Here is a 24,545-nt window from a genome sequence, read left to right on the forward strand (position 1 = left end):
GCGCTAGATGGCGTGCGCGGGGTCGGTCATGCCGTACTGGCTGGCAAGCCTCGCAAGCGCGATGTTGTCGTGGATGCGCAGCTTCTCGAACAGCCGCGTCTTGTGGGTGTTGACGGTTTTCGCGCTCAGGCTCAGCCGACGCGCGATCTCTTCCTGGCGAAGCCCCTGCACCAGCAGCATCGCCACCTCGGTTTCGCGCGGCGACAGCGAATCGAACGGTGATTCATCGCCACCCAACCCCGACAGCGCCAGGTTGTGGGCCACGTTGCTGGCCAGGAACCGGCGCCCGTTGTACACCTCGCGGACCGCCCGTAGCAGCTCGGCCGCATCGCCACCCTTGCCGACATAGCCCGCCGCACCCGCGGCGATCATGCGCTTGGGCATCGGCCCGTCCTCGAGCACGGACACCACGATCACTCTCGGTCCGTATTCGCCGCGCACGATGCGCTCGGTGACTTCCAGCCCGCTGACTCCGGGCAGGTGCAGGTCACACAGCACGATATCGGGCTTCAAGGCGCGGATCTGTGGCAATGCCACCTCCCCGCTCTCCGCTTCGCCCACCACTTCGATGTCGGCTTCAGCCGACAGGATCATGCGCATCCCGGCGCGTACCAGTGCGTGGTCATCCACCACGTAGACCCTGATGGTCATCCTTGTCCCCTCTCCTGCTTGTTGCCCCTATGGCCGAGGCTACCCGCGCCCCCAAGGGGTCGCAAGGTGGAGGAACGGATTTGTTTGCGGCGCGTCTGTGACGCAGCGCCCATTCAGGGCAGCTGGCAGTGGCGGATTGGCGGAGAGAGTGGGATTCGAACCCACGGAAGGTTTGACCCTTCGGCGGTTTTCAAGACCGCTGCCTTAAACCACTCGGCCATCTCTCCGGGAAACGCAGGTGCAGTGCGTACATCGCGCGGCGCGGATTGTCGCACGCGCGCTGCCGCGCGGCACCGCTCAGGCCGCGGTGGGCGTGGCGTGCACGTGACCCTCGGTCTCGCCACGACGGCACGAGCCGCAATCCACGCGCGAGGATTCGATCAGCGGCGGCAGCTTCTCGGCCAGATAGTCGATGAACACGCGCACCGCCGGCAGCATGCCGCGACGCGATGCGAACACGACGTGGGCGATGCCCTGCGGCAGCCGCCATTCGGGAAGAACCACCTCCAGCTCGCCATTGCGCACCGGCTCCGCGCACAGCGTCTCGGGCAGCATGGTGATGCCGAGCCCCTGCTTGGCCAGGGCCATCAGCATCGGGAAATCGAAACCCGCCACGCGTGGCTTCAGCTCGATGCGGCGCGTCTCGCCGGACGTGCCCTGCAGCTCCCAGCGCTGGCGCACCTCGTCCTCGCCCATGGTCATGGTGGTGTGGTCGTTCAACTCTTCCGGCGACGTCGGCCGCCCGGCGCGATCGAGATAGGTCGGGCTTGCGACCAGCAGCTCCTGGATCTGGCCGAAGCTGCGCATCACCAGGCTGCCGTCGTCGTCGAGCTTGTTGCGCACGCGGATGGCGACGTCGAAGCCTTCGTTGATCACGTCGACTCGGCGGTTGCTGACATGCATCTGCAGCCGCACCTGCGGATGGCGCGCCAGGAATTCCGGCAGGATCTGCGGCATCTGCTGCTGCGCCAGGCCCACCGGCACGCTGACGCGCACCAGGCCGCGCGGCTCGGCGCTCAGCCGGTCCACGACCTCGCGCGCGGCCGTGGCCTCGGCGAGCATCGACTGGGCGTGGCGATACACGCTCTGGCCGACATCGGTGACCGCGAAGCGTCGGGTGGAACGCTGCAGGAGGCGCACACCGAGTTCGGTTTCAAGCTGGCTGATGCGCCGCGAGAGCCTGGATTTCGGAATGCCGAGCGCGCGTTCCGCTGCCGCGAAGCCGCCGTGGTCAACCACCATGGCGAAGTAATAGAGATCGTTCAGATCCTGCATGACGCATCCTCCGGAACAATGGACGCTATTTGATCAAGATTCTCTCTATTTTGCAACAATGACGGCCAGGACCGCGCAACTGTCCCGTTTTCAGGACAACGTTTCCAGGCCAGCCATGTACGGCCGCAGCGCTTCCGGCACCGTGATCGAGCCATCCGCCTGCTGGTAGTTCTCCATCACCGCGATCAGCGCGCGGCCGACCGCGACCCCGGAGCCATTGAGGGTGTGCACGGGTTCGGGCTTGCCCGTTTCATCGCTGCGCCAGCGCGCCAGCATGCGCCGCGCCTGGAAATCGCCGCAGTTGGAGCACGATGAAATCTCGCGCCAGGTCTGCTGCGAGGGCAGCCACACCTCGAGGTCGTAGGTCTTCTGCGCCGAGAAGCCCATGTCGCCGCTGCACAGCAGCATGCGCCGGTACGGCAATCCAAGCGATTCGAGCACCACCTCGGCGCAGCGCGTCATGCGCTCGTGTTCGGCATCGCTCTCGGCAGGCCGGGTGACCGACACCAGCTCGACCTTCTCGAACTGGTGCTGGCGGATCATGCCGCGGGTATCGCGGCCGTGGGCGCCTGCCTCGGCGCGGAAGCACAGCGAGTGCGCCGCCATGCGCAGCGGCAGGTCGGCGGCTTCGACGATCGTGTCGCGCACGGTGTTGGTCAACGGCACTTCGGCGGTCGGCACCAGATAGCGCCTGGACGCCGCCTCGCCCTCGCCGACCAGGGTCGCGAACAGGTCGTCCTCGAACTTCGGCAGCTGTCCCGTGCCGCGCATCGACTCGGCGTTGACCAGCAGCGGGACGTTGGTTTCCTCGTAGCCGTGGGTTCCCACGTGGAGGTCCAACATGAACTGCGCCAGCGCGCGGTGCAGGCGCGCGAGCTGGCCGCGCAGCACGGTGAAACGCGCACCGGAGAGCCGCGCGCCGGCATCGCCGTCGAGCCAGCCGTGGCGCGCGCCGAGATCGACGTGGTCGCGCACCGCGAAGTCGAACGTGCGCGGGGTGCCCCAGCGATGCTGCTCGACGTTGCCGGACTCGTCGCGGCCGGCGGGAACGCTCTCGTCGGGCAGGTTGGGGAGGCCGAGCGCGATGGCTTCCAGCTCGGCCTTGATGCGGTCCAGCCCCGCTTCGGACGCCTTCAATTCCTCGCCCAGACCGGCAACTTCGGCGAGCAGCGGCGCGGCATCCTCGCCACGGGCCTTGGCCTGGCCGATGGCCTTGCTGCGCGTGTTGCGCAGGTTCTGCAGCTCCTGGGTCCGCACCTGGAGCGACTTGCGCTCGGATTCCAGCCGCTCCAGAACGTCGGCGTCCAGTTCGAAACCGCGGCTCTCGCGCAGTTGCAGGGCGAGCGCGCGGGGATCCTGGCGGAGAAGGTTGGGATCGAGCATCGGGTCTTCGGATTCGTGACGGACCGGGGATTATCGCGTGTCAGTGCGCCGATTGCTGCACGTGCGCGTGGCAGAATCGGCTGCACCGCGATCATTACGGTTCCAGATGCCCACACCCGCCCCCCCGCGCGCTAGCGCCCGCAAATCCTTTCCCCTGCCCTCGTTGCGCGGCTGGTCGCTGGTCGCCGCCGCGATCGGCGTCGGCATGGCGCTGTTCCTGGTGATCTGGCTCGGCCAGCGCGACGACGACGGGTTCTACAGGACCGACGAACAGGCGCCAGCCGCGGCATCGCCGGCGTTCCGGCCCCTGCCCGCGCCTCCGCTTGGCGGCGCTCCTGCCGACACCACCCTGCCCGAACCCCCTGCGTCCTCGGCGCGGATAGAAGAACCTGCAGCGCCTGCCCCCGCGCAGCGATCGGAAACCCCGGCCGCCGCGGCGGCGCCGCAGCTTGCCGCCACCGAACTCTCCGCGAGTTCACCGGTGCCGATCGAAAGCCCCGGGCCCAGGTATCCGACGCGCGCCCTGCGGCGCGGTCAGTCCGGCGAGGTCCTGCTGCGCATCCATGTCGACGCCCGCGGCATGCCGGCGCAGGTCGAGGTCATTTCGAGCAGCGGCTCCACCGACCTCGATCGCGCTGCACGCGATGCGGTGCGACGCTGGCGCTTCCGCCCGGCGATGCGCAACGGCGCGCCGGCCGCGGGCGTCGTGAATGTGCCGATCACGTTCGACAGCGGTCGCTGAACAGGGGGCAGGCGCACACGCGGGCGCAACCTGAACTGTGGAAGTCTCGCCGTACCCCGCTGCGAGGAACACGCCATGTCCGATCCGAACCCGCCGCCTGCCCCCAGGCCGCCAGCCGATCCGCGCTTCCAGCGGGACACCGTTTCCGATCGCAAGAGCGCCAGTCCGCTGATCTGGATCCTGCTGCTGCTGGCCGTACTCGCCTTCGGCTGGTACGTGTACAACCAGCGCGGGAGCGTCTCCAGCGCACCTGAACCGGCTGCCCCGCCCGCGATCGATATCGGCGACAGCCAGGACGCCGCCGCAGAACGTGAACGTGCGGCCGATGAGGCGCGCCAGAAGAAAGAACGCGATCGCCAGGCCGAGGCAGCGCGCGCGCCCGCCGCGAAGCCGCCATCGACCCGCCAGCCGGACCGCGAGGCCACGCCGATTACCCGCGTGGAGCCGACTTACCCCGCTACCGCGTATCGCGCGCGCGAGGAAGGCACGGTGCTGGTGACGGCAAACGTCGACGCAAGCGGCGTACCGCTCAGCGTGGATGTCGCGCGCCGCAGCGGCTCGCGTGCACTGGACCAGGCGGCGGTGGCGGCGGTGCGCCAGTGGCGCTTTGAACCGGCGATTCGCGGCGGCAAGGCCGTGGCCTCGACCGTGGAGGTCCCGGTCAGTTTCCGCCTCGATCGCTGAAGGTCGCCCCAGGGGGCCGCGCGCTGGCGTACGCCGCGCGCGGCATTTTTCTGCTCGGCCGCAGTCAGGCAGACGCGGGTGGTGCGCGCTCCAACCCGAAGCCGAGCGCTCGCGCCAAGGTCTCGAACTCCGGGAATGACGTGGCCACGTTGGCAACGTCGGCAATCGCGACCTCGCCTTCGGCGCGCTGCGCCGCCACCGCGAACGCCATCGCCACGCGGTGGTCACCAAAGCTGTCAACGCTGCCGGCGCGCAGCCTGCCACCCTCGATGACCATGCCGTCGGACGTTTCCTGCACACGTCCGCCGAGCGCCGCCAGCCCCGAGGCCATGGCGCGGATGCGGTCGGACTCCTTGACGCGCAGTTCTGCCGCCCCGGTCACGCGCGTGGTGCCCTGCGCGCATGCGGCGGCAATGGCGAACACCGGGAACTCGTCGATCATGTCCGGCACCAGCGCCTCCGGCAGCGCGATGCCCCGCAGCGGCGCGTGGCGCACCACGAGGTCGGCCACCGGACCGCAGGCGCCGGCGCGGCGGTCGAGTTCGCGGATGTCGGCGCCCATCGCGCGCAGCGCGTCGAGCAGCCCGGTGCGGCGGGGATCGACTCCCACCGAGCGCAACATGAGTACCGAGCCCGGCACCAGCGTCGCGGCCACGATCAGGAATGCCGCCGAAGAAAAATCACCGGGCACCTCGATGTCGCGCCCGCGCAGCCGATGGCCGCCCACAAGGCGCGCCATGCCCGGCGCGTATTCAACAGGCCAGCCGAACGCCGACAGCATGCGTTCGGTGTAGTCGCGGGTCGGATGCGGCTCATGCACTTCGGTGGCGCCGTCGGCGTACAGCCCGGCCAGCAGCACCGCCGACTTGACCTGCGCGCTGGCCACCGGTGAATCGAAGCGGATGCCACGCAAGGACCGCCCGCCAGCGATGCGCAGCGGCGGCCTCTCGCCGTCGTCGGAGTCGATCGCGGCGCCCATCGCGCGCAGCGGCGCCATGACCCGCAGCATCGGCCGGCGCGACAGCGACGCGTCGCCACCCAGCACCGTGTCGAAGGACTGCCCGGCCAGCAGGCCGGACAGCAGCCGCATCGCGGTGCCGGAATTGCCGCAATCGAGCAGCAACGCCGGCGCGCGCAGACCGTCCATCCCGACGCCGTGGACGATCCGCGTGGACGCCGATGGCGCGTCGATGCGCACGCCCATCGCGCTGAAGATCGCCGCCGTGGCGCGGGTGTCCTCGCCTTCCAGGAAACCATCGATGCGCGACATGCCATCGGCCAGTGCCGCCAGCATCACCGCGCGGTGCGAGATCGACTTGTCGCCGGGAACGCTGGTATCCCCAGACAGCGCCCGCCCCGGCGCGGCCACCCAGTCCTCGCGTACGACGCTCATGGCAGGGCGTCCAGCGCCTGCAGCAGGCGCGTGTTGTCGGCGGCCGTGCCGACGGTGATCCGCACGCTCGCGGGCAGCCCGTAGCCGGCCATCGGCCGCAGGACGATGCCCGAAGCGAGCAACGCCGCCTCGATGCGCGCCGTCGCGGCACCGGTCTCGACCAGCAGGAAATTGGCCTGCGACGGCGCGACCGTGAAGCCGCGCGCGCGCAACGCCGCGGCAAGCCGCGCGCGCTCCTCGCGGTTGCGCTGCGACGTGTCCTCGAGCCAGTCCTGGTCGCCGAGCGCCGCGATCGCGGCCGCCTGCGCCACCAGCCCTACGTTGAAGCTCTCGCGCACGCGTTCGAGCATCGCGGCCAGCGCCGCGTTGGCGATCGCGTAGCCGATCCGCAGCCCGGCCAGCGCATAGGCCTTGCTGAAGGTGCGGGTGATGACGAGGTTGCGGTGGCGCGGCAGCAGCGCCAGCGCGCTGGCGAAGTCCGCCGCATGGGCAAGCTCGGCATACGCCTCGTCGACCACCACCACCACGTCGTCCGGCACCGCGTGCATGAAGCGCGCGAATGCCGTCGTGCCGAACCAGGTGCCGGTCGGGTTGTTGGGGTTGTCGATGTAGACCAGGCGGGTGGCGGGCGTGACCGCCGCGCACAGCGCATCGAGGTCGTGGCCGCGCGGCATTGCCGCGCCAGGCGCGAACGCCGGCGCACGACGCAGCGACGCGCCGACGGCGTGGGCCGCGATCGCGAACACCGCGAAGCCGTATTCGGGCACCAGCACCTCGTCGCCAGGGTGGCCGGCGAACACCTGCGCCAGCTGCATCAGCAGCTCGTGCGAGCCGTTGCCCATCACCAGCTGAGTGGCATCCACGCCGTGGTGCGCGGCCAGTGCGCGCTTGAGCTCGCCGGCCAGCGGATCGGGATAACGGTGGATCTCGCCGAGCGCCGCTGCGGCCGCCTCGCGCGCACGCGGGCCGGGCCCGTAGGGGTTCTCGTTGGAACCGAGTTCGAGCAGCGCACCGGGTGCGAAGCCGCGACGCAGCGCGACGATGTCGTGCCCCGGGTCGTAGGCACGCAGTGCACGCAGCGGCGCCACCGCACGCGCCAGCGCCCATGCGGCATCGTCGCTGCGACCGGCACGGTGGGCGTCGCCATCCAACTGCGCCATCACGGCACCGCCACCGGATACGATCCCAGCACGCGCACGTCGCCGGCGAACGCATCCACTTCAGCCAGCGCATCCTTCAACGGCGACTCGTCCACATGGCCGTTGACATCGATGAAGAACGCGTACTGCCAGAGCGCCCCGTGCTCGGGCCGCGATTCGATGCGGTTCATGCTGATTCCGTGCCGCGCGAGCGGCTCCAGGACCCGATACAGCGCGCCCGGCTGGTCGCGGATGGACACCAGCAGCGATGTGCGGTCGTTGCCGGACGGCGGGAACGATGCGCGCCCGATCACCAGGAAGCGCGTGGTGTTGTCGCTGCGGTCCTCGATCGGCCCGGCGATGGCCTTCAGGCCGTACACGTGGCCGGCGCTGTCGCCGGCGATGGCGGCGGCATCATCGGCGTTGCGCGCGCGACGCGCGCCTTCGGCATTGCTCGACACCGCGTGCGCCTCGACGCCCGGCAGGTGCTGCCGCAGCCAGTTGCGGCACTGCGCCAGCGACAGGCCGTGCGAATAGATGCGTTCGACGTCTTCCAGGCGACCGGTGCGCGACAGCAGGTACTGGTGCACCCGCAGCTCCACCTCACCGCAGATCTTCAGCGGCGACGTCATGAACAGGTCCAGCGTCGACTGGATCGTGCCCTGCCCCGAGTTCTCCACCGGCACCACGCCGAAATCCGCGGCGCCGTCGGCGACCTCGTCGAACACCTCTTCCACGCTCGCCAGAGGCAGGCCGCGCGCGGAATGGCCGAAGTGCTTGTGCACGGCCTGCTGCGAGAACGTGCCTTCAGGGCCGAGGTAGCCGATCTTCAGCGGCTCCTGCTGGGCAAGGCAGGCGGACATGATCTCGCGGAACAGCCGTACCAGCACCTCGTCGGCGAGCGGACCGTCGTTGCGGTCCACCACGCGGCGCAATACCTGGGCTTCGCGCTCGGGACGGTAGTACTCGACGGCCGCGGCCAGCTTGCCCTTCGCGCGCCCGACCTGGCGCGCGAACAGCGCGCGCTCGGCGATCAGCGCCTGGATCTCGCGGTCGATGCCGTCGATCTGTTCGCGCACCGCGGCCAGGTCGGGCCTGGCCTTTGCCGCTGCGGTGCCGGACTCGTGCTTCGACGCCGCGGCGGCCTCGGCAGCGGTGACGGATCTGGCGTCCTTCGTCCCGGCCTTCGAGTGGCGCTTGCCCGGTGCCGAGTCAACCATGGCGCTGCTGGAACGCCTGCATGTAGTCGACCAGCGCCGCCACGCCCGACACCGGCATGGCGTTGTAGATCGAGGCGCGCATGCCGCCAAGCACGCGATGGCCCTTCAGACCGATCAGCCCGGCCGCGCGCGCGCCGTCCAGGAACGCCGCATCGTGCGCGTCGTCGGCGAGGAAGAACGGCACGTTCATGCGCGAGCGCACCGCCGCGTCGACCTCGTTGCGGTAGAAGCCGCCCGAGCCGTCGATCGCCGCGTACAGCAGCCGCGCCTTCTCGGCGTTGCGGCGCGCGAACTCGGCCACCCCGCCTTCGTCCAGCATCCAGCGGAACACCAGGCCGGCCAGGTACCAGTTCCAAGTGGGCGGCGTGTTGAGCATCGACTCGGCCGCCAGCTGCAGGCGGTAGTCGAAGATGTCCGCGCGCGGCTGGCCGGCGCGCTCGAGCAGGTCGCGGCGCACGATCACCACCGCGATGCCGACCGGCCCGAGGTTCTTCTGCGCGCCCGCGTAGATCGCGCCGAAGCGCGAGATGTCGAGCGGCTCCGAGGCGATGCTGGAGCTGAAATCCGCGAACAGCGGCACGTCGCCGGTGTCCGGGAACGCGTGCCCACCGGCGGCAGCCGGGCGGAACTCGACGCCATGGATGGTCTCGTTGGCGGTGACATGCACGTAGGCCGCGTCCGGCGACAGGCGCCATTCGCCAGCCTGCGGGATGTCGCGGAAGCCGCCCGCCTCGCTGCTCGCCGCGACGTTCAGGTCGACGTAGGCGTGGGCCTGGCGCGTGGCGGTCTTGCCCCAGTGCCCGGTCAGCACGTAGTCGGCGCGCTGCCCGGGGGCCGCGAAGTTCAACGGCAGCAACGCCTGCTGGGTGGTGGCGCCGCCGGGCAGGAACAGCACCGCGTAATCGTCCGGGATCGACAGCAGGGTGCGCAGGTCGGCTTCGGCGGCGGCGGCCACGGCCATGAACTCGGGGCCGCGGTGGCTGATCTCGACAATCGATGCGCCGGCATCACCCCACTCCAGCATGTCCTGCTGCGCCTGGCGCAATACGCTCTCCGGGAGTGCGGCTGGACCGGGGCTGAAATTGTAGGCGCGGGACATGGCGGGCTCCTTGATTTGCGCGCGCCATCGGCGCAGCGTGGGGGTGGACCGCAGTATGCCGCAGCGCAACAGCGGCGGCCGGATGGAGACCCGAAGCATGCGCCAGCGCGACATCCCTCGAATCCCGAGCGGAGAGATCACCGACGAGGCGGTCTACCGCGACCGCAGGCGCCTGCTGAAGACGCTGGCGCTGGCACCCGCCCTGGTGGCGGCAGGCTGCCGTGGCGGTGAACCGCCAGCGCCCGTGGCAGGCCCCGCACCGTCCGCGGCATCGCTGGCCGCCGGCCTGCGCACCGCCGAGGAGCAGACGCGCTACGAGGACGCCACCAGCTACAACAACTTCTACGAGTACGGCAGCGGCAAGGCGGATCCGTCGCGCGCGGCGAAGACCCTGGTGACCTCGCCCTGGAACATCGCGGTGTCCGGCGAGTGCGCGAAACCCGGCATGCGCGCCATCGAAGACCTGTTGGCGGGACTGGTGCCCGAGGAGCGCGTGTACCGGATGCGCTGCGTCGAAGGCTGGTCGATGGTGATCCCGTGGCTGGGCGTCTCGCTTGGCGCGGTGCTGAAGCGCCTGCAGCCGACCGCGGCGGCGAAGTACGTCGCGTTCACCACGCTCGCCGACCCGCGGCAGATGCCGGGCGTCCGCAGCCCCATCATCGACTGGCCCTACCGCGAAGGACTGCGACTGGATGAAGCCATGCACCCGCTGACGCTGCTCGTCACCGGGATGTACGGCAAGCCGCTGCCGCAGCAGAACGGCGCACCGCTGCGGCTGGTGGTGCCGTGGAAGTACGGGTTCAAGGGGATCAAGTCGATTGTCGCCATCGAGTTCACCCGCACGCGGCCGCGCACGGCCTGGAACGACATGCAGCCCCGGGAATACGGATTTTTCGCCAACGTCAATCCGGCGGTCGACCACCCGCGCTGGAGCCAGAAGACCGAGCGGCGCATCGCCGGCAGCGGCAACCGCCTGTTCGCCGAGCGCATCGCGACCCGGCCGTTCAACGGCTACGGCGAGCAGGTCGCCTCGATGTACGCCGGCCTGGACCTGGAGCGCTGGTACTGAACCGGTTGATCGCGGCCAAGACCGCCGTCCACGCGCTGGCGCTGGCGCCGCTTGCGCACCTTGCGTGGCAGGCCTGGCAGGTGGCCGGCGGCGCCGACATCGACGCGCTCGGTGCGGAGCCGGTGGCCGAGATCGAGCACCGGCTGGGTTTGTGGGCGCTGCGCCTGCTGCTGGTCACCCTCGCGGTCTCGCCGCTGCGCGCGCTGAGCGGCCAGGCGGTGGTGCTGCGCTTCCGCCGCATGCTGGGCCTGTACGCATTCGCATACGCCACCCTGCATCTCGCCGCCTACCTGGCGCTCGACCTGCGTGGTTACTGGGCGCTGCTGTTCGAAGAAATCGTCAAGCGCCCCTACATCACCGTGGGGTTCGCCGCGTGGCTGTTGCTGGTGCCGCTGGCGGTGACATCGACCCGCGGCTGGATCCGACGCCTCGGGCGTCGCTGGGGGCAGCTGCACCGCGTCATCTATCTGATCGCCGTGCTGGCGGTGCTGCACTTCTGGTGGATCGTGAAGTCCGACATCCGCGAACCGGCGCTGTATGCCGCCATCCTGGCTGTGCTGCTCGGGTGGCGCCTGTGGCGACGGGTCGCGCGCCAACGCGCGCCCGCACCCGCCCGCACCGGATCAGCCGGCGCCAAACAGCAGTAGCAGCGCGAGCAGACCCGCCAGCACCAGCGCAGCCAGCAGCAGCCACGGCAGGCGCATTCCACTGGCGCCCCGCGCCTGCGACGCAGGCACCTCCATCGACCCGGGGTCATCGGCCTCCACGGACCGGCTGGCACGCGCAGGCGCCGGCGCTTCGACCACGAACCGATGGTGGGCATCGAACACCACCTGGTCACCGGCCTGGAGCACGGCATCGCGGACCGCCTCGCCATTCACCACGCTGCCTTCGGCCGAGCCGAGGTCGCGCAGCACAACTTCGCCGCCATGGATCTCCAGGCGCGCATGGCGGTCGGCGAATGCCGGTTCGTCGATGCGGATATCGGCCTCGGGGGCACGCCCCACCAGGCGCGGCCGCTCGAGGGTAAAGCTGCGGCCGTGGTACTGGCCACCGACGCCGCGCAGCACCACGCGGGCGTCGCCGGGCTCGGTGCCGCTGTCGTCGAAGCCGGCGTCCGGCTGCCGTGGTGGCTGCGCCGCGACCAGCCGCATCTCGGTGCCGTCGACAAAGATCGCATCGCCCACGCGCAGCATCGCCATGCGACGCACCGGACGGCCATTGACATGCACGCCGCGGGTTTCCGGGGGAACCGTGAGCCATACGCCGCGACGGTCGACGCAGAACGCGACCGCAGGCGATGAAGGGACCGGGCCCAGCGCGCCGTTGCCGCCGGCGATGCGGCCAATGCCGTGCACGCCCCCCGTGAGCGGGAGATCGGCGTCGTTGCCCGCGAATCGAAGCCTGAGCGTATCCATGCGGCAGGCAATCTAGCATGCGGCAAGGCTTGGAACGATGCCCGCGCGCCCGCAGAATGGCGTCCCACGCACACAGGTTGGATCCCATGTCCGGCATCGACATCCGCCACGCGCATTCCCTGCCGCCTGCCCAGGCGCGCGACGCCGTGCAACAGGTCGCCGACAAGCTCGCCGACCGCTTCGGCGCCGAGTGCGCCTGGGAGGGCGACACCCTGCACTTCAAGCGCGCCGGCATCGATGGCCACATCGCGCTGCTGCCCACCGAACTGCACCTCAGCGCCAAGCTCGGCTTCCTGATGTCGGCGATGAAGGGACCGATCGAAACCGAGATCCGCCGCGTACTGGAAGAGCGCTTCGCCTGAGTTGCACCTGGCGCGGGCCGGCGGCTGCGGCTTTGCGTCTATCCTTCCCGCACCAAGAGGAGAGCCTGGTTTGGGTGCAGCAATGCAGTGGCTGGTATCGATCGCCGTGGTGCTGGCCGTCGGCGCGGCGGCCACCTTCATCATCCGTGGCGTCCTGCAGCGTCGTGACGAGGCCGCGGGCGGCATCGAGGCGCTCTCGGACATGTCCTGGCGGAGCTTCATCACCCTCGTGCTGGACGCGCTCGCCAGGCGCGGCTTCAGCCGCGTGGTGGACCGCGAGGCGCCTTCCGGCGACGGCGACTTCACGCTGGCGCGCGATGGCGCGCATTTCCTGCTGGCCTGCAAGCACGGCAGTGCGTTCGTGCTTGGCCGGCGTGACGTGGATGAGGTGGCCGCGGCCATGCGCGTGCAAGGCGCCGCCGGTGGCCTGCTGGTCACCCAGGGGCGCGTGGCCGACGACGCCCGGGCGCCGGCGCGACGCGAGCAGGTCGAGCTGCTGGACGGCCCCACCCTGTGGCCGGAGCTCCGCGCACTGGTTCCCGCGTCGCTGCTGGACGAACTTGGCGCCACCGCGGCCGCGCGTGCGCGCCAGCGTACGCTGGCGGCCTGGCTGCTTGCGCTGGTGGCGGGCGTGGCGGTGTTCACCGCCCTGTCGCCTTTCCGTCGCGACGCAGCTCTCGACGCGGGCGCGACCCTCACGCCCGCCGCGGAGCTGTCACCCCGCCGGGATGCGCCCGCGGCAGCTGTAGCGCCGGTGCCCGACCGCTACCCGGACGACGCCACGCTCGAACAGCAGCGCGCCGACATTGCCAGTGCGGTCTCCACCTTGGCGATGGTCGACCGCGTGATCTGGTCCACGTCGTCCACCATGGAAGTGTTCCTGGCCTCGGTGGATGCCGACCACGACCCGTTCACCGCCATCTGCCCGCTGATCGAGCGCTATCCGGCACTGGCCGCGTCACGCATCCAGTTGACGCCGCCGCATGGGCACGACGCGCAGGTGCGATTCCGCCAATGCCGGAACTATTGAGGCCGGCGAAGGCCGGCCTGGCGCGGTCATCGGGCTGTCATCGCCACGACATCTTCGGGTCACCGCCGCAGGCTTGAATGACGCTACGGCCGCAATCACCAGAAGCTGAACCCCTCTCTCCTCTCCCTCCTGTTTCGCATTCTCGGGCCCGTAACGGGCCCTTTTTTATGGTCGCGGGACGCCTCGCGCACCGTCTGTCATGAAGCGGTCATAAAAACATCATCCAATGGCCGCACGCCCAACGGCGTTCCGTCCCTATGGAAACCCCGCCATGTCCCTGCCCAAGTTCCGTACTGCCTCGCTGGCGCTCGCTGTCGCGCTGTTCGCCGCCGCCTGCCAGCCCTCGACCGATGCGCCTGCGAATGGATCCACCGCTGCGCCAGGCACCGCCGACGCCGCCGGTGATGCGGTCGCCATGCAGGTCTCCGGCGCCGGCGCCTCGTTCATCTACCCGCTGCTCTCGCGCTGGTCGGCGGATTACAACGCCGCCACCGGCAGCCAGGTGAACTACCAGTCGATCGGTTCCGGCGGCGGCATTGCCCAGGTCAAGGCCGGCACCGTCGATTTCGGCTCCAGCGACAAGCCGCTGAGCAGCGAAGAGCTGGCCGAGGCCGGCCTCGGCCAGTTCCCGTCCGCGATCGGCGGCGTGGTGCCGGTGGTCAACATCGAGGGCCTGGCACCCGGCGCGCTGAAGCTCAGCGGCCCGCTGCTCGCCGACATCTTCCTCGGCACCGTCTCGACCTGGAACGATCCCGCGATCACCGCGTTGAACCCCGGCCTCGGCCTGCCCGCCGGCAAGATCAGCATCGTCCACCGCTCCGACGGCTCGGGCACCAGCTTCAACTTCACCAACTACCTGTCCAAGGTCAGCCCGGCGTGGAAGGCGAAGGTCGGCGAAGGCACCTCGGTGTCCTGGCCGCTCGGCGTCGGTGGCAAGGGCAACGAAGGCGTGGCCTCGTACGTGCAGCAGATCAAGGGCTCGATCGGCTACGTCGAGTTGGCCTACGCGCTGCAGAACACCATGCCGTACGCCTCGCTGCAGAATGCTGCCGGCAACTTCGTCGCGCCGAGCGCCGAGAGCTTCGCCGCGGCCGCGCGCACGGCGGACTGGGCCGGCGCCACCGACTTCAACCTGGTGATCACCGATGCACCCGGCGCGGAGTCCTGGCCGATCACCGCCACCAACTTCATGCTGATGCCCAAGCAGCCGAAGGATCCGGCGCGCAGCAAGGCTGCGCTGGCGTTCTTCAAGTGGGCGCTCGAGAACGGCCAGGCGCAGGCCGCCGAGCTGCACTACGTCCCGCTGCCGCCCGAGCTGGTGCAGCAGATCGAGGCCTACTGGGCCGCCGAGTACAAGTGACGCCCGCGCCCGCCGCATCCACGGCGGGCGTCTTCGCATGCAGGGATCCCGATGAGCGCCACAACCCTCCCCGACACCGCCCCGCGCACGCGCGACCAGCGCGACGCGCGCGCAGACCGCTGGTTCCGCTACGCGCTGGTGGCCACAGTGGTCTTCGTGGTGCTGTCACTCGCCACCGCTGCGCTGGCGATGCTCTGGGGTGGCCGCGACGCCCTGCAATCGCAGGGCCTGTCGTTCTTCCTGTCGGCCGAATGGAATCCGGTCGAGAACCGCTACGGTGCGCTGGCGCCGATCTACGGCACGGTGGTCACCGCGATCATCGCCATGCTGGTGGCGGTGCCGGTGAGCTTCGGCATCGCGGTGTTCCTGACCGAGGTCGCGCCGCGCTGGCTGCGCGGCCCGGTGGGAACCGCAATCGAGCTGCTCGCGGGCATTCCGTCGATCATCTACGGCATGTGGGGCCTGTTCGTGTTCGTCCCGATGATGACCGAATACGTGACGCCCTGGCTCAACGACCACTTCGGCAGCCTGCCGCTGGTCGGCGCGCTGTTCCAGGGTCCGCCGCTGGGCATCGGCCTGCTCACCGCGGGCCTGGTGCTGTCGATCATGGTCATCCCGTTCATCTCCTCGGTGATGCGCGAGGTGTTCCTGACCGTGCCCGCGCGACTCAAGGAATCGGCCTACGCCTTGGGTTCGACCAGGTGGGAGGTCTGCTGGGACGTGGTGCTGCCGTACACGCGCTCTGCGGTCATCGGCGGCATCTTCCTCGGCCTGGGCCGCGCGTTGGGCGAGACCATGGCGGTCGCGTTCGTGGTCGGCAACAGCGTGCGCCTGACGCCGTCGCTGCTCGAGCCCGGGACCACGATCGCGGCGCTGATCGCCAACGACTTCGGCGAAGCCACCGACACCTACCGATCGGCCCTGCTGCTGCTCGGCTTCGTGCTGTTCATCGTCACCTTCGTCGTGCTCGCACTGGCGCGCATGATGCTTTCGCGGCTCGCGCGCAAGGAGGGCAACTGATGTCGGCCCTGGTTGACCCGCGGCGCGCCGCGGACGGCCTGTACCTGCGCCGGCGCATCACCAGCGCGGCGGCGATGGTGCTGTCCTGCGTCGCCGCCGTGGTCGGACTGGTATTCCTCGCCTGGATCCTGTGGACGCTGGTCAGCAAGGGCATCGCCGGCATCAACTGGCAGCTGTTCACGCAGGACACGCCACCGCCGATGGCCGAAGGCGGCCTGCGCAACGCGCTGTTCGGCTCCGCCGTGATGTGCGGGCTGGCGATCCTGATCGGTGCGCCGCTGGGCGTGGCCGCCGGCACGTGGCTTGCCGAGTACGGCAGCCGCAGCCGCATCGCCGGCACCGTGCGCTTCATCAACGACATCCTGATGTCGGCGCCGTCGATCGTCCTCGGCCTGTTCGTGTACACGCTGCTGGTGATGCGCAGCGGCGGCAACTTCTCGGCCTTCGCCGGTGCGGTCGCACTCGCCTTCATCGTGCTGCCGGTGGTGCTGCGCACCACCGACGAGATGCTGCGGCTGGTGCCCACGCAGATGCGCGAAGCGGCGCTGTCGCTCGGCGTGCCGCAGTGGAAGGTGACCGTGCAGGTCCTGTACCGCAGCGCGTCGGCGGGCATCGTCACCGGCATCCTGCTGGCGCTCGCGCGGATCAGCGGCGAGACCGCGCCGCTCCTGTTCACCGCCTTCGGCAATCTGTACTGGAACAGCAACATCATGCAGCCGATGGCCAGCGTGCCCACGGTGATGTACCAGTACGCCGCCAGCCCCTATGAAAGCTGGCAGCAGCTGGCCTGGGCAGGCGCACTGGTGCTGACCGTGTTCGTGCTGCTGACCGGCCTGCTGGCGCGCGCACTGCTGCTGCGCAAGCGCATCCCGAATGATTGACACCCTTTCTCCCCGGATCCCGTCGATGAATGACAGTTCCCCCCGCCACCCTGCCGCCGGGCGCATCGCGTTCTCCACCGCGACCCCGGAACGCGCCACGGCCGCCGGCAAGCCACCGATCAAGATCCAGGTGCGCGGCCTCGACTTCCATTACGGGAAGTTCCACGCCATCAAGGGCGTGAACATGGACATCCCCGAGAAGCGCGTGAGCGCGCTGATCGGCCCGTCCGGCTGCGGCAAGTCGACCCTGCTGCGCGTGTTCAACCGCATCTACGCCCTCTACCCCGGACAGGTCGCGAGCGGCAGCATCCTGCTCGACGGCGAGGACATCCTGGCGCCGAAATACCCGATGAACCGACTGCGCAGCAAGGTCGGCATGGTGTTCCAGAAGCCGGTACCGTTCCCGATGACCATCTACGAGAACATCGCCTACGCCATCCGCCACCACGAGAAGCTCTCGAAGGCCGAGATGGACGCCCGAGTCGAAGGCGCGCTGCGCCAGGGCGCGCTGTGGGACGAGGTCAAGGACAAGCTGCAGCAGAGCGCGCTTGGCCTGTCCGGCGGCCAGCAGCAGCGGCTGTGCATCGCGCGCGCCGTCGCGCTCAAACCCGAGGTGCTGCTGCTCGACGAGCCGACGTCGGCGCTGGATCCCATCTCCACCAGCCGCATCGAGCAGCTGATCGAGGAGCTGAAGCTCGACTACACCATCGTCATCGTCACCCACAACATGCAGCAGGCCGCGCGCGTCTCCGACTACACCGCCTTCATGTACCTCGGCGACATGGTCGAGCACGACGCGACCGCGACCATCTTCTCCAACCCCTCGAAGCAGCAGACCGAGGACTACATCACCGGAAGGTTCGGATGACCATGCAGCCCCATGACCACATCCTGCGCGCCCAGGACGAAGAGCGCGAGCGCATCATCGGCGAGATCCTGCGCATGGGCGAGATGTCGGTCGCCCAGCTCGAGGCCGCGCTCGACGTCGTCGAACGCCGCGACGACCGCGCCGCCGAGCGCATCATCGCCAACGACGACGCCATCGACGCCATCGAACGCGAAGTCAGCCAGGACGTGATGATGACTGCGACCCGCGGCCCGCTGGCACGCGACCTGCGCGAGATCCTCGCCGCGCTGCGCATCGTGTCCGACCTCGAGCGCATCGGTGACTACGCCAGCAACATCGCCAAGCGCTCCAAGGCGCTCAACCAGGCGCCGCCGCTGCCGCTGGCCGGTGGCCTTGCGCCCCTCGGGGTGCTGGCCGCGCGCCAGGTGCGCGACGTGCTCGAGGCCTACCGCAACGCCGACGCGGAGGCCGCGCAGCGGGTCCGCGAGCGCGATGCCGAACTCGATGCCGCGTACACCCGCCTGTTCCGCGAGCTGCTCACCTACATGATGGAAGACGCGCGCGCGATCACCGGCTGCACGCACCTGCTGTTCATGGCCAAGAACCTGGAGCGGATCGGCGACCACGCCACCAACATCGCCGAGAACATCTGGTTCGTGGTGCGCGGCGAGGACAACCTGCCGCCCCGCGAGAAGCGCGACGACACCAATACCACCTCCTGAATGGTGGCCGCGGCTGCTGCGATGCAGCACCGCGGGCTGCGGCATAATCCGCCCTCCCGGCATCCGCCGGACCTGATGGAGACCGACATGTCGAAGCCCACGATCAAACCCGTCGCCCTGGCCATGGCCGCGCTCGGCGGCATCGCCCTCTCCGGCTCCGCGTTCGCGATGCACCAGCTCGGCAGCGGCTACATGGCCGCCGGCACGGCGATCACCGCCGACGCGCCGGCCGATGATCCCGAGGCCAAGGCAGGCGAAGGCAAGTGCGGCATGACCAATGCCGACACCGACGGCGACGGCCGCATCTCCTCCGCCGAGTTCGCCGCGCGCCATCCCGACAAGGACGCCGCCTACTTCGCCGCCATGGACACCAACAGCGATGGCTTCGTCGACCAGGCCGAGCACGACGCCCACCACGCCGAGAAGAAGGCCGGCGACGGCAAGGCCGCGCATGAAGGCAAGTGCGGCGAAGGCAAGTGTGGCGAGGGCAAGTGCGGCGGCGCCGCCTGACCTGAGGCCCACCACCGGCGCGCGCCCGCTCGCGCGCCGGTGACCGTCATGATGCCCTTGCTCGACCCTCGCAGCGTTGGTCTGGGGCTGCGCCGCGGCCTGCTGGCGGAGCTGCGCGCAGCCCCTGCCGGCAGCTTCGACTTCCTCGAGGCCGCGCCCGAGAACTGGATCGGCGTCGGCGGCGCGCTTGGCGATGCGTTCGCCGAGCTGGCGGCCCGCCAGCCCATGGTCTTCCATGGACTGTCGCTTTCACTCGGCGGCCCGGCGGCGCTCGACGAAACCTTCCTGCACAAACTGCGGCGCTTCCTCGACGCCCATCGCACGCCTGTCTACAGCGAACACCTGAGCGCCTGCGGCGACAGCCTCGGCCAGCTCTACGACCTGCTGCCGCTGCCGTTCACGGAAGCGGCGGTGCACCACGTCGCCGCGCGCATCCGCCGCACGCAGGACATCCTCGGTCGCCGCATCGCGGTGGAGAACATCTCCTATTACGCGGTCGTGCCGACCGGACCGGCGACGCCGCTCGCGGAGCTCGAGTTCATCAACGCCGTGCTGTCCGAAGCCGACTGCGACCTGCTGCTCGATGTCAACAACATCGTGGTCAACGCAACCAACCACGGCTATGACGCGCACGCATTCCTGCGCGGGCTGCCGTCCGCGCGGATCGCCTACATCCACGTCGCCGGCCACTACGATGAGGCCCCGGACCTCAAGATCGACACCCATGGCGCGGCGGTCGGCGACCCGGTGTGGGCGCTGCTCGCCGAGGCCTACCGCGTCCATGGCGCGCGCCCCACGCTGCTGGAGCGCGACTTCAACTTTCCGCCGTTCGACGCGCTGCTGGGCGAGCTCGCCACCGTGCGTGGCCACCTGACTGCAGCGACGGTGCGCGAACATGCCGCCTGACCGCGTCTCCGGCGACCAGCTCGGCGACGAAACGCTGCGCGCGCAGCAGGATGCGCTGGCCGCGTACATCCGCGACCCAGGCCGCGCACCGCCACCCGCGGGCATCGAGGCGCGCCGCCTGAAGATCTACCGTGACCTGTTCTTCAACAACATCGAAGGCCTGCTCGGCGGAAACTTCCCGGTGATCAAGCGGCTCTACGGCGACCGCTGGCCAGCGCTGGCGCGCGACTTCTACCGCGACCACGGCGCCCGCACGCCGCTGTTCACCGAGGTCGCGCGCGAGTTCCTCCGCTATCTGGAGGACAGCGGCGGCCGCGAGCCCTGGCTCGTCGAACTTGCGCACTACGAATGGATCGAGCTGGCGCTGCAGATCAGCGAGGCGCGGGTGGACGACATCGCCCACGACCCGCTCGATGCACCGGACACCGACGTGGATGCCGCACTGCTGGCGGGTGCGCCGCTGCTGTCGCCGCTGGCCTGGCCGCTGGCATACGCCTGGCCCGTGCACCGCATCGGCCCGGATTTCCAGCCCGCGTCGCCACCGTCGCAGCCGACGCTGCTGCTCCTGCACCGCGAGGCCGACGGCCGTATCCGCTTCCACGCGCCCAGCTCGTTGGCTTGGCGACTGCTGCAGCGCCTGGATGAAGCGCCTGGCGCGAGCGGTCGCGACCAGCTGGTGGCGCTGGCAGGCGAAGCCGGCTGTGCCTGCGACGACGCCTTCCTCGCGCAGGGCGTGGCGATGCTGCGGCAGTGGCATCGCCAGGGCATCGTGGCCGGCGTGCGCCGGTGAGGGCCGGCCACGGCGCTCGGCTAGACTAGTGCCGGTGAACACCCTTCCCGAATCTTCCGCGCCCCCTTCCTTCGCCCCGATGTCGGCGCGCTTCCGCGGCTACCTGCCGGTGGTGGTGGATGTTGAGACCGGTGGCTTCGACTGGAACCGCCACGCACTCCTCGAGATCGCGGTGCGCCCGGTCGACCTGGACCACGCCGGCCGCTACGTGCTTGGCGAAGGCGCCAGCGCGCACGTCGTGCCGGCGCCGGGCACCACCATCGATCCGAAGTCGCTGCAGATCACCGGCATCGACCTGGACCATCCGTTCCGCTTCGCCAAGCCCGAGCGCGAGGCGCTCGACCACGTGTTTGCGCCGGTACGCGCGGCGATGCACAAGCATCGTTGCCAGCGCGCGATCCTGGTTGGCCACAACGCGCACTTCGACCTGAATTTCCTCAACGCCGCGGTTGCGCGCAGCGGGCACAAGCGCAACCCGTTCCATCCCTTCAGCGTGTTCGACACGGTCACCCTCGCCGGCTTGGTCTACGGGCAAACCGTGCTGGCGCGCGCGGTGCAGGCGGCAGGCATGGAGTGGAACAGCGACGAAGCGCATTCGGCCGTGTACGACACCGAACGCACCGGCGAGCTGTTCTGCATCATCGCCAACACCTGGGGACTGCACGCCCAGCCGGCCGCTGCGACCAGCCCCGACACCGGTGCCGGGCCGGACGCGGCCGACGCCAGCGGCGACATCCTGCCCGCCTAGACGCGCTGGCGGACCGCCTCGAACAGGCACACGCCGGCGGCCACCGACACGTTGAGGCTTTCAACGCCCGCGGCCGCGGCACCCGGCATCGGCAGCGACACCAGCTGGTCGCACATGTCGCGGGTCAGCCGCCGCAGGCCCTCGCCTTCGCCACCCAATACCAGCGCCACGTTGCCGCGCAGGTCGATGCCGTACAGCGACGCGCCTGCATCTCCCGCCAGCCCGTAGATCCACACACCCTGCTTCTGCAGCTCGCGCAGGCTGCGCGCGAGATTGGTCACGCGCACCACCGGGATGCTGTCCGCGGCACCGGCCGAGGTCTTGCGCACCGTGGCGTTGACCTGCACCGCCTTGTCCTTGGGGATCAGCACCGCGGTCACGCCCGCCGCGGCGGCGCTGCGCAGGCAGGCACCCAGGTTGTGCGGGTCTTGCACGCCATCGAGGACCAGCAGCAGCGCGCGACCCCCGGCCGCTTCCACCAGCTCCGGCAGCGCGTCCTCGTCAAACGTCTTCGCCGCGGCATAGCGCGCCACCGCGCCCTGGTGGCGCAATCCGCCGGCCACGCCGTCCAGCGCCTGCTGCGCCACGCGGCGCACGTCGATGCCGCGCCGGCGCGCGTTGTCCTCGATGTCGCCGATGCGCGCGTTCTTGCCGCCCGCTTCCAGCAACACTTCGCGCACGTTGTCGGCATCGTGCTCGATCGCCGACGCGACCGCGTTGATGCCGACGATCCACTGGTTCTGCTTGCTTGTCATAAGTGCCCTGGTGGTCGCGCTCAGTACTTCTTCTTGGCGCGCTTGGCCGGCTGGCCGCGCGGCGTGGGCGCACGCGGTTCGCCCGGCTCAGCCGGCTTGCCCTGGCCTTCGCCGACCAGCCGGAAGTCGATCTTCAGTTCCTCGACGCTCGCCTTGAGCACCACGATGCGCACGCTGTCGCCGAGGCGGTATTCGCGCTCGGAACGCTGGCCCGTGAGGGTCTTGCGGATCGGGTCGAAGTGGTAGAAATCGTTGGGCAGCTGGGTCACGTGCACCAGGCCGTTGACCTTGGACTCGGCCAGCTCGATGAACAGGCCGAAGCTGGTCACGCCGCTCACCACGCCGTCGAACTCGCGGCCGACGTGTTCTTCCATCCACGCCGCACGATAGCGTTCGTCGACTTCGCGTTGCGCTTCGTCGGCGCGGCGCGAACGCTCCGAGCACTGCAGCGACAGCGCGGTCATCTGGTGTGCGGAGTATTCGTAGTTGGCGGCCTTGCCACCGGTCAGCGCGTGCTTGATGGCGCGGTGCACCAGCAGGTCGGCGTAGCGGCGGATCGGCGAGGTGAAGTGCGCGTACGCCTCCAGCGCCAGGCCGAAGTGGCCGATGTTCTCGGGTGCGTACACCGCCAGCGACTGGCTGCGCAGCAGCACCGACTCCAGCAGTGCCGCGTCCGGGCGCTCGCGCACGGTTTCGAGCAGCTTGCGGTAGTCCTTGGGCTGCACCTTCTGCCATGTCGGCAGGCGCAGGTGGAACTCCTTGAGGAATTCCAGCAGGTCGGCGTACTTGGCTTCCGGCGGCCGGTCATGGTCGCGGAACGGAGCCGGGACCGCCGCTTCGAGCAGGAACAGCGCGGCCTGCACGTTGGCCGCGATCATGCATTCCTCGATCAGCTTGTGCGCGTCGTTGCGCTGGAGCATGCCGGCCTGGGTCACCTCGCCCTGCGGACCGAGCACGAAGCGCACCTCGGAGGTCTCGAAGTCGATCGCGCCGCGCTGGCGGCGCGCCTTCTCCAGCACCTGGAACAGCTGGTGCAGCTGGCGCACCTGCTGCAACTGCTGGCCGATGAAGGCCTGCGCGGCATCACGGTCGGCATCCGGGACGCCCTCGCCGACCGCGTTCCAGACCTGGGTGTAGGTCAGGCGCGCGTGCGAGTTCATCACCGCCTCGTGGAACGACGACGACACCACGTTGCCCTTACGGTCGACCTGCATGTCGCAGGCGAAGCACAGGCGGTCGACCTTGGGCTTCAGCGAGCAGATGCCGTTGGACAGCGTCTCGGGCAGCATCGGCACCACGTAACCCGGGAAATACACCGAGGTCGCGCGCTTCTGCGCCTCGACGTCGAGCGGCGCCGACGGGCGGATGTAGTGCGAGACGTCGGCGATCGCCACGATCAGCCGGAAGCCGTCGCGGTTGGGCTCGCAGTACACCGCGTCGTCGAAGTCCTTGGCGTCCTCGCCGTCGATGGTCACCAGCGGCAAGGCGCGCAGGTCGAGTCGGCGGCTGGCGGATGCGGCGTCGACCTCGAGGGGCACGGCGGTGGCTTCGTCGAGCACCTCGGGCGGGAACTCGTGCGGGATGTCATGGCCGTGGATCGCGGCTTCCACCGCGATCGATGCGGTGAGCTTGTCGCCGAGCACCGCCAGGATGCGGCCGATCGGCGGCCGGTGGCTGTCGGGCGGGGTGACGATCGCGCAGACCACCAGTTGGCCGTCGCGTGCCTCCTGGCGCGCATCGGCCGGAATCTGCACGTTGCGCTGGATGCGCTTGTCGTCCGGCACCACGTAGCTGATGCCGGACTCCAGCGCGAAGCGGCCGATCAGGCGCTGTACGCGACGCTCCAGCACTTCGACAATCGCGCCCTCGCGGCCGCGGCGGTTGACGCCGGTGACCGAAGCGAGCACGCGGTCGCCGTGCATCACCTTGCGCATTTCCGCCGGCGGCAGGAACAGGTCGTCGCCATGGCCGGTTTCCGGTCGCAGGAAACCGAAGCCTTCCGGGTTGGCGATCACCGTACCCGGGATCAGGTCGAGCTGGCGCGCCGGCACGAAGCCGCCGCGCCGGTTCTTGAGGATCTGGCCGTCACGAACCATCGCGCCCAGGCGCTTGTCGAGCGCGTCGGCGCGATGCGGTTCGAGCAGGCCGAGGCGCTCGGCCAGCGCTGCTGCGTCCATCGGACCATCGGCGGCCGCGAGCACTTGAAGGATCGCTTCGCGACTGGCGATCGGATGCTCGTAGCGGCCCGCTTCGCGCGCGGCCTGCGGATCCTGGAACGGCGTGCCGGCAGCGGGCGCCGGCGCCCTGGCCTGCCTCGGCTCCGGTGCGTCGCTGCGCGATGCTGCGTGCGGAGGCTGGGCCCTTGCGGTCGGAGCCTTCGGAGCCCTCGGGGCCCTCGGAGCCGGAGCCTCCGGAGCGGTCTCTGGAGCTGTCCCGCGCGTCGTGTCTCGCGGCGTGGCCGATGCACCACGCGATGAGGGTGACATCGCGCGCACCAGCGCGGGATCAGGCATCCAGCCCGGCAAGGCAGCCGGCTTCGCG

Annotated in this window: 23 protein-coding genes, 1 tRNA gene and 2 pseudogenes; 15 read left to right on the forward strand and 11 right to left on the reverse strand. The window is 69.8% G+C overall.

Annotated elements, in window-relative coordinates; genetic code table 11:
* Positions 1-3: 3 nt before the first annotated feature.
* The 4 genes from JHB91_RS03450 to serS form a co-directional block, all read right to left on the reverse strand.
* Entirely contained in the window at positions 4-651 is a 648-nt protein-coding gene (locus JHB91_RS03450; RefSeq protein ID WP_199372581.1) for a response regulator, read from the reverse strand.
* Positions 652-788: 137 nt separating this feature from the next.
* Positions 789-878, reverse strand: a tRNA-Ser gene (locus JHB91_RS03455).
* 70 nt (positions 879-948) lie between these two features.
* Positions 949-1,926 (reverse strand): LysR substrate-binding domain-containing protein, encoded by a 978-nt coding sequence (locus JHB91_RS03460; RefSeq protein WP_199372580.1) that lies wholly within the window; start codon positions 1,924-1,926, stop codon positions 949-951.
* Between the two features lie 90 nt (positions 1,927-2,016).
* A complete protein-coding gene (serS, locus tag JHB91_RS03465; protein ID WP_199471472.1) occupies positions 2,017-3,309 on the reverse strand; it encodes a serine--tRNA ligase in 1,293 nt (430 codons plus the stop codon).
* A gap of 163 nt (positions 3,310-3,472) precedes the next feature.
* Here serS and JHB91_RS03470 point away from each other — a divergent pair, with 163 nt between their 5' ends.
* Positions 3,473-4,051, forward strand: coding sequence for an energy transducer TonB (locus JHB91_RS03470; RefSeq protein ID WP_199471474.1), 579 nt, complete (start codon positions 3,473-3,475; stop codon positions 4,049-4,051).
* 75 nt (positions 4,052-4,126) lie between these two features.
* Positions 4,127-4,735, forward strand: coding sequence for an energy transducer TonB (locus JHB91_RS03475; RefSeq protein WP_199471477.1), 609 nt, complete (start codon positions 4,127-4,129; stop codon positions 4,733-4,735).
* Between the two features lie 64 nt (positions 4,736-4,799).
* Here the strand turns inward: JHB91_RS03475 and aroA are convergent, their stop codons facing one another.
* The 4 genes and pseudogenes from aroA to serC form a co-directional block, all read right to left on the reverse strand.
* Entirely contained in the window at positions 4,800-6,128 is a 1,329-nt protein-coding gene (gene aroA, locus JHB91_RS03480; RefSeq protein WP_199471479.1) for a 3-phosphoshikimate 1-carboxyvinyltransferase, read from the reverse strand.
* Positions 6,125-7,288, reverse strand: coding sequence for a histidinol-phosphate transaminase (gene hisC / locus JHB91_RS03485; RefSeq protein ID WP_199471482.1), 1,164 nt, complete (start codon positions 7,286-7,288; stop codon positions 6,125-6,127). The genes aroA and hisC overlap by 4 nt, the downstream gene beginning before the upstream one ends.
* A pseudogene (gene pheA, locus JHB91_RS03490) lies at positions 7,288-8,400 on the reverse strand (prephenate dehydratase); the annotation flags it as partial. The gene hisC and the pseudogene pheA, both read right to left, overlap by 1 nt.
* 79 nt (positions 8,401-8,479) lie before the next feature.
* Complete coding sequence (serC, locus tag JHB91_RS03495) at positions 8,480-9,586, reverse strand: 3-phosphoserine/phosphohydroxythreonine transaminase (protein WP_199471487.1); 1,107 nt, start codon at positions 9,584-9,586, stop codon at positions 8,480-8,482.
* 97 nt (positions 9,587-9,683) lie between these two features.
* On the opposite strand from serC, the gene msrP reads away from it, so the two are divergent.
* Together msrP and msrQ are read left to right on the forward strand one after the other, a co-directional pair.
* Positions 9,684-10,655: a protein-methionine-sulfoxide reductase catalytic subunit MsrP gene (gene msrP, locus JHB91_RS03500; protein WP_199471489.1), complete on the forward strand. Its 972-nt coding sequence runs from the start codon at positions 9,684-9,686 to the stop codon at positions 10,653-10,655.
* 5 nt (positions 10,656-10,660) lie between these two features.
* Positions 10,661-11,302, forward strand: coding sequence for a protein-methionine-sulfoxide reductase heme-binding subunit MsrQ (gene msrQ / locus JHB91_RS03505; protein ID WP_199471492.1), 642 nt, complete (start codon positions 10,661-10,663; stop codon positions 11,300-11,302).
* On the opposite strand, the gene JHB91_RS03510 is transcribed toward msrQ, so the two are convergent.
* The gene (locus tag JHB91_RS03510) at positions 11,279-12,073 is read right to left on the reverse strand and encodes an FHA domain-containing protein (protein ID WP_199471493.1); all 795 of its coding nucleotides are present in this window, start codon (positions 12,071-12,073) and stop codon (positions 11,279-11,281) included. The two genes, msrQ and JHB91_RS03510, sit on opposite strands and share 24 nt — an antisense overlap.
* Before the next feature lie 86 nt (positions 12,074-12,159).
* On the opposite strand from JHB91_RS03510, the gene JHB91_RS03515 reads away from it, so the two are divergent.
* From JHB91_RS03515 to rnt, 11 genes and pseudogenes are all read left to right on the forward strand, one after another.
* Positions 12,160-12,435 carry a polyhydroxyalkanoic acid system family protein gene (locus JHB91_RS03515; protein ID WP_199471496.1) on the forward strand — a complete coding sequence of 92 codons (276 nt, stop codon included), beginning with the start codon at positions 12,160-12,162 and terminating at the stop codon, positions 12,433-12,435.
* 82 nt (positions 12,436-12,517) lie between these two features.
* Positions 12,518-13,465, forward strand: a complete 948-nt coding sequence (locus tag JHB91_RS03520) for a restriction endonuclease (RefSeq protein WP_199471499.1) — start codon at positions 12,518-12,520, stop codon at positions 13,463-13,465.
* 271 nt (positions 13,466-13,736) lie between these two features.
* Entirely contained in the window at positions 13,737-14,825 is a 1,089-nt protein-coding gene (pstS, locus tag JHB91_RS03525; RefSeq protein ID WP_199471501.1) for a phosphate ABC transporter substrate-binding protein PstS, read from the forward strand.
* 51 nt (positions 14,826-14,876) lie between these two features.
* Positions 14,877-15,845: a phosphate ABC transporter permease subunit PstC gene (gene pstC, locus JHB91_RS03530; protein ID WP_199471503.1), complete on the forward strand. Its 969-nt coding sequence runs from the start codon at positions 14,877-14,879 to the stop codon at positions 15,843-15,845.
* Positions 15,845-16,726, forward strand: coding sequence for a phosphate ABC transporter permease PstA (gene pstA / locus JHB91_RS03535; protein ID WP_199471504.1), 882 nt, complete (start codon positions 15,845-15,847; stop codon positions 16,724-16,726). The genes pstC and pstA overlap by 1 nt, the downstream gene beginning before the upstream one ends.
* A gap of 25 nt (positions 16,727-16,751) precedes the next feature.
* Positions 16,752-17,594 (forward strand): phosphate ABC transporter ATP-binding protein PstB, encoded by an 843-nt coding sequence (pstB, locus tag JHB91_RS03540; RefSeq protein ID WP_199471506.1) that lies wholly within the window; start codon positions 16,752-16,754, stop codon positions 17,592-17,594.
* On the forward strand, positions 17,591-18,295 hold the full coding sequence (gene phoU, locus JHB91_RS03545; RefSeq protein WP_199471508.1) for a phosphate signaling complex protein PhoU: 705 nt from the start codon (positions 17,591-17,593) through the stop codon (positions 18,293-18,295). Before pstB ends, phoU begins: the two co-directional genes overlap by 4 nt.
* 87 nt (positions 18,296-18,382) lie before the next feature.
* Positions 18,383-18,805, forward strand: a complete 423-nt coding sequence (locus tag JHB91_RS03550) for a hypothetical protein (protein WP_199471511.1) — start codon at positions 18,383-18,385, stop codon at positions 18,803-18,805.
* A 51-nt stretch (positions 18,806-18,856) separates the two neighbouring features.
* A complete protein-coding gene (locus JHB91_RS03555; protein WP_199472641.1) occupies positions 18,857-19,711 on the forward strand; it encodes a DUF692 domain-containing protein in 855 nt (284 codons plus the stop codon).
* Positions 19,701-20,501, forward strand: coding sequence for a putative DNA-binding domain-containing protein (locus JHB91_RS03560; protein ID WP_199471523.1), 801 nt, complete (start codon positions 19,701-19,703; stop codon positions 20,499-20,501). The genes JHB91_RS03555 and JHB91_RS03560 overlap by 11 nt, the downstream gene beginning before the upstream one ends.
* A 79-nt stretch (positions 20,502-20,580) precedes the next feature.
* Positions 20,581-21,156, forward strand: a pseudogene (gene rnt, locus JHB91_RS03565) (ribonuclease T); the annotation flags it as partial.
* Between the two features lie 89 nt (positions 21,157-21,245).
* On the opposite strand, the gene rlmB reads toward rnt, so the two are convergent.
* On the reverse strand, positions 21,246-22,004 hold the full coding sequence (rlmB, locus tag JHB91_RS03570) for a 23S rRNA (guanosine(2251)-2'-O)-methyltransferase RlmB (RefSeq protein ID WP_199372559.1): 759 nt from the start codon (positions 22,002-22,004) through the stop codon (positions 21,246-21,248).
* Between the two features lie 20 nt (positions 22,005-22,024).
* A complete protein-coding gene (rnr, locus tag JHB91_RS03575) occupies positions 22,025-24,517 on the reverse strand; it encodes a ribonuclease R (RefSeq protein ID WP_233398594.1) in 2,493 nt (830 codons plus the stop codon).
* Positions 24,518-24,545 lie beyond the last annotated feature (28 nt).

This window comes from Luteimonas sp. MC1828, assembly GCF_016461615.1.
Taxonomy (GTDB): domain Bacteria; phylum Pseudomonadota; class Gammaproteobacteria; order Xanthomonadales; family Xanthomonadaceae; genus Luteimonas.